The organism is Nonomuraea sp. NPDC001684 (assembly GCF_053596515.1).
Window position 1 is genome coordinate 1 of sequence record NZ_JBSFGJ010000488.1, and the last position, 6,581, is coordinate 6,581.

Consider the following 6,581-nt stretch of genomic DNA (forward strand, 5'->3'; position numbering starts at 1 on the left):
GCCGAGACGGTCGGCGAGGCGTCTCAGGTAGGCGCGCCATTCGGCGGCGCCCGCCGGGTCGGGCATCGCGATGCCGCCCGCCCGCAGGTCGGCGGGCCGCAGCTCCCTCAGGTGCGCGAGCGCGTGATCCTCCGGGACGAACGCGGCCAGGGGCTCCAGGTGGACCAGCCGCTGGGCCAGCTCTTCCGGCCACGGCAGGTCGCGCGCCCGTCCGAAGGCCGCGTCGATCTCCTGGCGGCGCAGCGCCGGCAGCGCCACCGCGAGCCCCTGCCGCATACTCACCTCCACGCGCAGCCGCGGGTCGCGCTCGCTCGCCTCCCTGACCATGCGCAGGGGCGTGAAGCGCTCGTCGTAGACGTCCACGCGGACGGGGCTGTCCGCCACGCGGACCGCCCCCACGGCCTCGTCGAACGCCGCCACCGCCGCCACGGCCAGGGGCAGGAACCGCCTTCCGGCGGCGGTCAGCTCGATGGACCGGGTGGTCCGATCGAACAGCGGCGTGCCGAGGGCGTCCTCCAGCCTGCGGACGCGTTTCGACAACGCCTGCTGGGTGATGAACATGCGCGCTGCGGCCCTGCCGAAGTGCAGTTCTTCGGCGGTCGCGATGAAGGCGCGTACGCCGGAAACGTCTGCTTCCACGCCCAGACCCTGCATCGACAACCATCGGTTGTCAATCCGCGGTCCCATGGATGTTGGACAGTGCCATGAGCGGACCGGTTACCTGTTCCCTGACATCCGTGCTGATGAGAGGGGGGTCCCGCGATGGAGGTCGTGGAGGTCGACCGGCGCCTGCACCTGCTGCGGCTGACGTTCGGGCAGGCGTACCTGTGGAACGACGACGGTGTGCTCACCCTGGTGGACACGGGCATCGCCACCTCGGCCGGGGAGATCGCCGAGGCGATCGGCCGGCTCGGGCTGCGCACCGACGCCGTACGGCGGGTCGTCCTCACCCACTACCACGAGGACCACTGCGGCAGCGCGGCGGACGTGACGGCGTGGGGCGACGTCACGGTGATGGCCCATCGCCTGGAGGCCCCGGTGATCCGAGGGGACGTGCCCGCCCCGCCGCCGAACTTCACCGACGAGGAGCGGGCCCTGCATCGCAGTCTGGGCGCCGACCTGCTGCCGCCCGCGCCGCCGTGCCGGGTGGACCGCGAGCTTGAGGACGGCGACGTGATCGCCTTCGGGGGCGGGGCCCGCGTGATCGCCACCCCCGGGCACACCGCCGGCAGCATCGCCCTCCACCTGCCGGAGCACGGAGTCCTCTTCACGGGCGACACCGTGGCGCACGTGTCCGGGCTGGTCATGCCCGGAGTGTTCAACATGGACCGTGACGAGATGCTCCGCTCGTTCCGGCGGCTGGCCGAACTGGACGTCCGGACGGCCTGCGTGGGCCACGGCGACCCCGTCACGGACGCCGGCGACGCCCTCCGGAAGGCGGCCGGCGACATCCCCGTCTGACCCGCTGCTCAGGCGTTCTCAGCCGTCGTCTTCAGGCGTACCAGCCAGGCCATCAGCGAGGCGCCGTGTGCAGAGGCCGCCCCGGAGTGGGCCGGGGGCCGTCGGCGGAGGCGGCGGTGATGTCGTCCTGCCAGGAGGTCCAGCCCGGACACGTCGGTGTACAGGTCCCGGACCCGCCGCAGAGGCGCTGCCGGAGCGGGCCGGGCGGCGAGGGCTACGGGCGCTCGGGCGTCCCGAGCAGGCCGCGGTTGTACGCCTCCGCCACCGCGGACGCGCGGTCGTTGACGTCGAGTTTCGCGTAGATGTTGAGCAGGTGCGTCTTGACCGTGGCCTCGGTGATGAACAGCCGGACGGCGGCCTTGCGGTTGCTGTGGCCGGCCGCGACCAGCCGTAGCACCTCCAGTTCGCGCTGGCTCAACGGCCCGGTCGATGGGGCCGGGGTGCGGAGCCGGCTCACCAGGCGGGCGGCCACCGACGGCGAGAGCGCGACCTCGCCGCGCGCGGCCGAGCGCACGGCACGGACGAGCTCCTCGCGCGGCGCGTCCTTGAGCAGGTAACCGGTGGCGCCCGCCTCGATCGCGGGCAGCACGTGGCTGTCGGTGTCGTACGTCGTCAGCACCAGCACCCGGGCCGGCACGCCGCGCCTGGCCAGCTCGCCGATCGCGGTGACGCCGTCCATGCCCGCCATTCGCAGGTCCATCAGGATCACGTCCGGCGCGAGGGTCTCGGCCAGCCGGACGGCCTCGGCTCCGTCCGACGCCTCCCCCACCACGATGAACTCGGGATCGCGGGCGAACATGCTGCTGAGCCCGTCACGCACGACGGGGTGGTCGTCGACCACGAGCAGCCTGATGGCGTCACTCATGTGCCTGCCTCCGGCGTGTCCGCGGGCAGACAGGCCGAGATCCCGGTCCCGCCGCCCACCTCTGATTCGATTCGCAACGCGCCCGACAGCGCCTCGATCCGCTGCCGCATCGCCACCAGCCCGAAGCCCCCGTCGTGACCGGCGCGCACGTCCGGGTCGAAGCCGGGGCCGTCGTCGCGGACGTCGAGCACCACCTGCCGATCCGTGTAGGAGAGGGTGAGGCCGACGCGGGTGGCGGTGGACGCGTGCTTGAAGACGTTGGCCAGCGCCTCCTGCGCGACCCGTAACAGGGCGACCTCGGCCTGCGGAGGCATCGTCCGGGTCTCGCCGGTGACGGCCACCTGGACCGGAAGGCCGTGGCGTGCCGACCACTTGGCCGCGACCTCGCTGACGGCGTCGGCCAGACGGCCGGACTCCAGGGGTTCGGGGCGCAGCTCGTCCACCGAGCGCCGCGCCTCGGTGAGGCTCTCCCGGGCCAGCGCGGTCGCCGCCGCGTGGTGCCGCCGCCACGCGGCCGGGTCGTCGGCCGCCTGCTCGGCCGCCTGCAACTGCGTGACGATGCCGGTCAGGCCCTGGGCCAGGATGTCGTGGATCTCCCGCGCCATCCGAGCCCGCTCGTCCAGGACGCCGGTCTCGTGAGCCTGCTCGACCAGCCGTTCCTGGAGTGCCGCGTTCTCGGCCAGGGCCGCGGCCAGCCGGGCGTTGGCCTCCCTGCTCTCGCGCAGCGCCGTCTCCCGTGCCGCGTAGTAGCGTGCGCCGACCTCGCTGAGCCAGGCCATCAGGCACATCGGCACGACGTTGACGGCCAGGACTCCCAGATACTCCAGCAGGCCCATCCAGGTGCCGACGTCCAGGCCGGCCGACTGCGCCGTGCCCGCCACCACCGCGACGCCCGCGATGAAATACAGCTCACGCGGCCAGCCGATGATCCGGAAGGCGTAGAAGTACAGCGCGGGCGTGTAGACGCCGAACCACGGATCGCGTACGACCATGACCAGCCCGAACAGGATCAGGCCCGCGAGGAACACGCTCATCACGCCAGCTCGCCCACGCCACTGCGGGTGCAGCGTGAAGAGCACGAGCTTCCACACCGCGGCTGCCGCGCAGAGCGCGAGGTCGAGGGCGAGCGAGCCCGGCTGGTCGTGCTTGACGACGATCGTCAGGGCGGCCATGACGGCCAGCAGCACGTACGGGACCACGGTGATCATGGGAAGGAGCCGTCGCTCCCAGCCCGCCGGCGCGGCCATCCGCCAATTGTCCATCGCTCACCTGCTCCCAGAACAATCTAGCCGCCGCCGTCGAGACTCCCGCGCCGCTGGAAGCGCCGTCCGCCGCCCTCGGGCCGGCGCGCTCAGCGCCGGTCCGCCGGCCGCCGGTTGAGCTGGACGACCACGGGCAGCAGGAGCAGGCCGCAGACGCCCTGCTCCAGCTTGAACCAGAGCGGGAACAGACCGGGCAACGCGATGATCACCACGATCGCGACGAGCATGATCGAGGTGACGATCCGCAGCCGCAGCAGCATCTTCCGCTCACCCCTGGCCGCCCGTACCGCGAAGAACCATGCGACCAGCGAAGCGACGGCGACGAGCGTGCCGCGGATCCACACCGAGTCGGGGACCGTCGCCGCGTCGTTCCGGAACACGACCATCGTGACCAGCGTCAGCACGCTGACCAGGACGTACCCTCTGACCAGCCACACCACATTGCGCATCTCGACCATCTCCGTCCTTGGTGCTCACCGACGGGATCCAGCGTCGCAACGCAGGCGCCCCGCGCGGATCGCCCGATCCTCCGAGTGGGCGGTGGATTCGGGTGACCGTTCAGGCGGTGGAGCCGATCAACCGATCGGTGGAGCACCCCCTCACTGAGCGCCCCGGCCCGGGACGGCCGCCCGGGCACGAGGACGGTGAGCGCTCAGCTCATGCGGGCAAGGTCTGCTTCTGGTCGGCCTTCGTGGCGGAGTCCCAGGTCTGCACCTCCGTCCCGTCGTCGGCGGCCTGTTGCTCAGCGGTTCCCGAGCCCGCTCCGTTCAGCGGCGCGCCGCGATCACCTGGCTGTCGGTCCCCCGGCCTCCTGCGCGTCCGCACCCGCTTCCGCCGGCGCCCCCGCTGACGCCGGACGACCAGGTGTCAGTCGCACGGGAACCGCCACCCCCTCTCGCCGGTGGGGCAGGAGGCGGGTGGCGGTGGCGCCGGTGACGCGCGGGAGATGCGACGTCAGCTGAACTGCCACCAGTTCATGTTGAACAGGTAGCCGCTTCCGCCGGTGAACTTCAGGTACAGGTCGCGGGTGCCGGTCGCGCCGCTGACCGCACAGGACACGGTGGTCCAGGTCTGCCAGCCGCCCGTGCCCGGCGCGGTGCAGGTCCCGGCCGACGGGCCGTTGACGCCGTCCAGGCGGAGTTCGAGCCTGCCGCCGCCGGCCGCCGAGGCGACCCGCGCGGTGAAGGTCCTGGCGCCGGCGCCGAACGCGACGCCCTTGACCTTGATGTAGTCGCCGTTCTCGATCCAGCCGACGTTCATCCCGCCTTCGCTGGAGGGCTCGGTCTCGACCCCGGACTCCCAGGCGATCGTCTCGGCCTCCTGGCGGACGTACGGGTTGAGGGTGCCCACCTGGGGCGCCCCGGACGCGGTCATGTTGATCGTCGGGATCGTGCCGCCGGAGCCGTAGGCGAACTTCTCCACGGCCACCGAACGGGTGAAGCCGCCGCCGCCCGGCAGTGCGCCGTTGTGGTAGAAGAAGTACGAGCCGCCCTGGTAGTCGACGATGCCCGCGTGGTTGGTGAAGCTGCCGCCCTGCGTGGGCATGATCGTCCCTCGGTAGGTCCAGGGCCCGGTGGGGCCGGGGGCCGTGGAGTAGGCGATGAACTCCGAGCAGCACTTGGCCGCGAACACGAGGTAGTACAGGCCGTTCCGCTTGTAGACCCAGGGCCCCTCCTCGAACAGCGTCGGGCGGTTGGCGTCACCCGTCCTGGCGCCGAATCCCGCCGTGGTGAGCGGGATCTGCGTCGCGCTTCCCGAGTACGAGGTCATGTCGGCGTTCAGCTTCACGTACCAGAGGTGCGGATTGCCCCAGTAAAGGTAGGCCTGCCCGTCGTCGTCGATGAAGACCGTCGGGTCGATCTCGCCGTTCTCGATCAGCGGCCGTCCGAGTGCGTCCCTGAACGGCCCGGTCGGACTGTCGGAGACGGCCACCCCGATGGCCATCCGGCCGGTCGCCCGGTTGGTCGTGGGCACGTACCAGTAGAACAGGCCGTTCCGGTAGATGGTCTGTCCCGCCCAGGCGTCGGACTTCGCCCAGCTGAAGGTGGTCAGGCTCAGCGGGGATCCGTGGTCGGTCCAGTTCACCATGTCGGCGGAGGACCAGACCCGCCAGTCCTTCATGGTGAACCAGGTCGAGCCGTCCTCGTCATGGCCGGTGTAGAGGTACACCCGTCCGTTGTGCACCAGCGGCGCCGGATCGGCGGTGTAGACGGTCTGGATGATCGGATTGTCCGCCCTGGCCGGGTGGGCGGGCAGGAACGCCACGAGGCCGAGCAGGACCAGCACCCCTACGATTCCGCGTCCGGCTCTTGTGGTGGCCGGCAACCGTAATGCCATTCTCACGATCGCTCCCGGATGACGGGTCAGTTACGGGTCCAGCGCTGGTTGGCGCCGCCGTTGCACGACCAGATGGTCAGCTTGGTGCCGTTGGCGGTGGCGTTGTTCGGCACGTCCAGGCACTTGTTCGCGCCGACGGCGGTGATGGTGCCGTCGGCGTCGAAGCGCCACTGCTGATTGCTCTGGCCGTTGCAGTCCCAGATGATGACGTTGGTGCCGTCGGTGGTTCCGCCGTCGTACACGTCCAGGCACTTGCCGCCGTAGACGCGCAGTTCGCCGCTCGCGGTGGGCGTCCACTGCTGGTTGGCCTGGCCGTGGCAGTCCCAGATCTGCGCCTGTGAGCCGTTGGCCTGCGAGGCGCCGGCGACGTCGAGGCACCTTCCCGAGCCCACTCCCTTGATCGCGACCGCGGTGGGCGGGACGATGCCGCCTCCCGTCACGACGTACATGGCCGCCCCGTGCCCGGGGACCGGCGCGCTGATCGTCCCCGCCGAGGAGGACGTCGCGTGCGCCCACAGGTCACGCACGGAGTAGGAGGACGCCGAGCCCAGCCCCAGGGCCGCGGCGGTGGTGGAGACGGTCGCGGTCGAGGTGCCCCGGTTGAGCAGGACGACCGCGACCGAGCCGTTCTTCATCGGCTTGCGCCAGACCTCCAG

At 71.4% G+C, this 6,581-nt stretch carries 7 protein-coding genes; 1 reads left to right on the forward strand and 6 read right to left on the reverse strand.

Annotation, left to right across the window (positions count from 1 at the left end; translation table 11 throughout):
- Positions 1 to 639 (reverse strand): LysR family transcriptional regulator (locus ACWCSD_RS44750; protein ID WP_449924497.1); only part of this gene is annotated, 639 nt, incomplete at its 3' end.
- Positions 640 to 762: 123 nt separating this feature from the next.
- Between ACWCSD_RS44750 and ACWCSD_RS44755 the strand changes: the two genes are divergently transcribed.
- Complete coding sequence (locus ACWCSD_RS44755) at positions 763 to 1,461, forward strand: MBL fold metallo-hydrolase (protein ID WP_449924500.1); 699 nt, start codon at positions 763 to 765, stop codon at positions 1,459 to 1,461.
- Between the two features lie 214 nt (positions 1,462 to 1,675).
- On the opposite strand, the gene ACWCSD_RS44760 is transcribed toward ACWCSD_RS44755, so the two are convergent.
- The 5 genes from ACWCSD_RS44760 to ACWCSD_RS44780 form a co-directional block, all read right to left on the reverse strand.
- The gene (locus tag ACWCSD_RS44760; protein WP_449924503.1) at positions 1,676 to 2,326 is read right to left on the reverse strand and encodes a response regulator; all 651 of its coding nucleotides are present in this window, start codon (positions 2,324 to 2,326) and stop codon (positions 1,676 to 1,678) included.
- Positions 2,323 to 3,588 carry a sensor histidine kinase gene (locus tag ACWCSD_RS44765; protein WP_449924506.1) on the reverse strand — a complete coding sequence of 422 codons (1,266 nt, stop codon included), beginning with the start codon at positions 3,586 to 3,588 and terminating at the stop codon, positions 2,323 to 2,325. Before ACWCSD_RS44765 ends, ACWCSD_RS44760 begins: the two co-directional genes overlap by 4 nt.
- Positions 3,589 to 3,677: 89 nt before the next feature.
- Positions 3,678 to 4,037, reverse strand: coding sequence for a hypothetical protein (locus tag ACWCSD_RS44770; protein ID WP_449924509.1), 360 nt, complete (start codon positions 4,035 to 4,037; stop codon positions 3,678 to 3,680).
- Positions 4,038 to 4,542: 505 nt separating this feature from the next.
- Positions 4,543 to 5,874, reverse strand: coding sequence for a glycoside hydrolase family 43 protein (locus tag ACWCSD_RS44775; protein ID WP_449924512.1), 1,332 nt, complete (start codon positions 5,872 to 5,874; stop codon positions 4,543 to 4,545).
- A 77-nt stretch (positions 5,875 to 5,951) separates the two neighbouring features.
- A partial coding sequence (locus tag ACWCSD_RS44780; protein WP_449924515.1) for a lectin occupies positions 5,952 to 6,581 on the reverse strand: 630 nt, incomplete at its 5' end.

What these genes read in the sequence shown, in the direction of transcription:
- ACWCSD_RS44755 (WP_449924500.1), top strand. Translation starts at nt 763, where the DNA reads ATGGAGGTCGTGGAGGTCGACCGGCGCCTGCACCTGCTGCGGCTGACG.
- ACWCSD_RS44760 (WP_449924503.1), bottom strand. Translation starts at nt 2,326, where the DNA reads ATGAGTGACGCCATCAGGCTGCTCGTGGTCGACGACCACCCCGTCGTG.
- ACWCSD_RS44765 (WP_449924506.1), bottom strand. Translation starts at nt 3,588, where the DNA reads ATGGACAATTGGCGGATGGCCGCGCCGGCGGGCTGGGAGCGACGGCTC.
- ACWCSD_RS44770 (WP_449924509.1), bottom strand. Translation starts at nt 4,037, where the DNA reads ATGCGCAATGTGGTGTGGCTGGTCAGAGGGTACGTCCTGGTCAGCGTG.